Annotated in this window: 1 protein-coding gene; it reads right to left on the bottom strand. The window is 38.4% G+C overall.

Annotated features, from left to right (window positions below):
- A partial coding sequence (locus tag NCCP133_RS21815; RefSeq protein WP_264807317.1) for an IS256 family transposase occupies window positions 1-851 on the bottom strand: 851 nt, incomplete at both ends.

Here is an 851-nt window from a genome sequence, read left to right as displayed (position 1 = left end):
TCTTCGTTGATTGAAGTATAGATTAGCTTTAAATCGGCGACAAATTCCTTTATGTGTTTATACGATACATATTTGGTACTTGAGCGAATCTGGTGAATGATACAACGTTGAATACCGGCAAAAGGATACACTGCTTGAATGGCTTCTTTAAAGCCTGTAAGCCCATCAACACAGAAAAGATTAACTGTTTTCACCCCTCGGGTTTTCAAATCGTTCAACACACCTAGCCAAAACTTACTACTTTCATTTCCTCCAACCCAGATGCCCAGTATTTCTTTATATCCTTCATTGTTGATTCCCAGAACAACGTAGGCTGCTTTCGAAACAATTTGGTGATTATCTCGAATTTTATAATGGATGGCATCCATAAAAATGAAAGGATAATAGGCTTCAAGCGGACGGCTTTGCCATTCATTCACCTGTGGCATAATTTTCTCACTAATTTTACTAACTAATTCAGAAGAAATTTCAATATTATAGAGATCCTTGACCTGTTCCTGGATATCCCTAGTGGACATTCCGTGAGCATATAGGGACAATATTTTTTCTTCCAGACCATCTACACTCCTTTGGTATTTGTCCAAAATTTGTGGCTCGTACGAGCCATTTCTGTCCCTGGGAACACTTACTTCAACTTCACCGAATTGCGTTTTTAATTTACGTTTAGTTGCGCCATTTCGGTAATTGCAAGGTCCGTCACTCCGGCGCTGATGTTTCTCATAACCCAGCTGCTCCTCAATCTCACATTGGAGTACTTCCTCCAAAATATCAGAAAACATTTCTTTGATGGTTTCCATGATTTCATTGGTGCTTGTGAATTTTTTTTCCTTTACAAGTTCTTTAACTAATTC

It is taken from the genome of Cytobacillus sp. NCCP-133 (assembly GCF_026011715.1).
Lineage (GTDB): Bacteria > Bacillota > Bacilli > Bacillales > Cytobacillaceae > Cytobacillus.
Note: the sequence above shows the minus strand (reverse complement) of the source record. Positions and strands in the feature narration are given on the sequence as shown.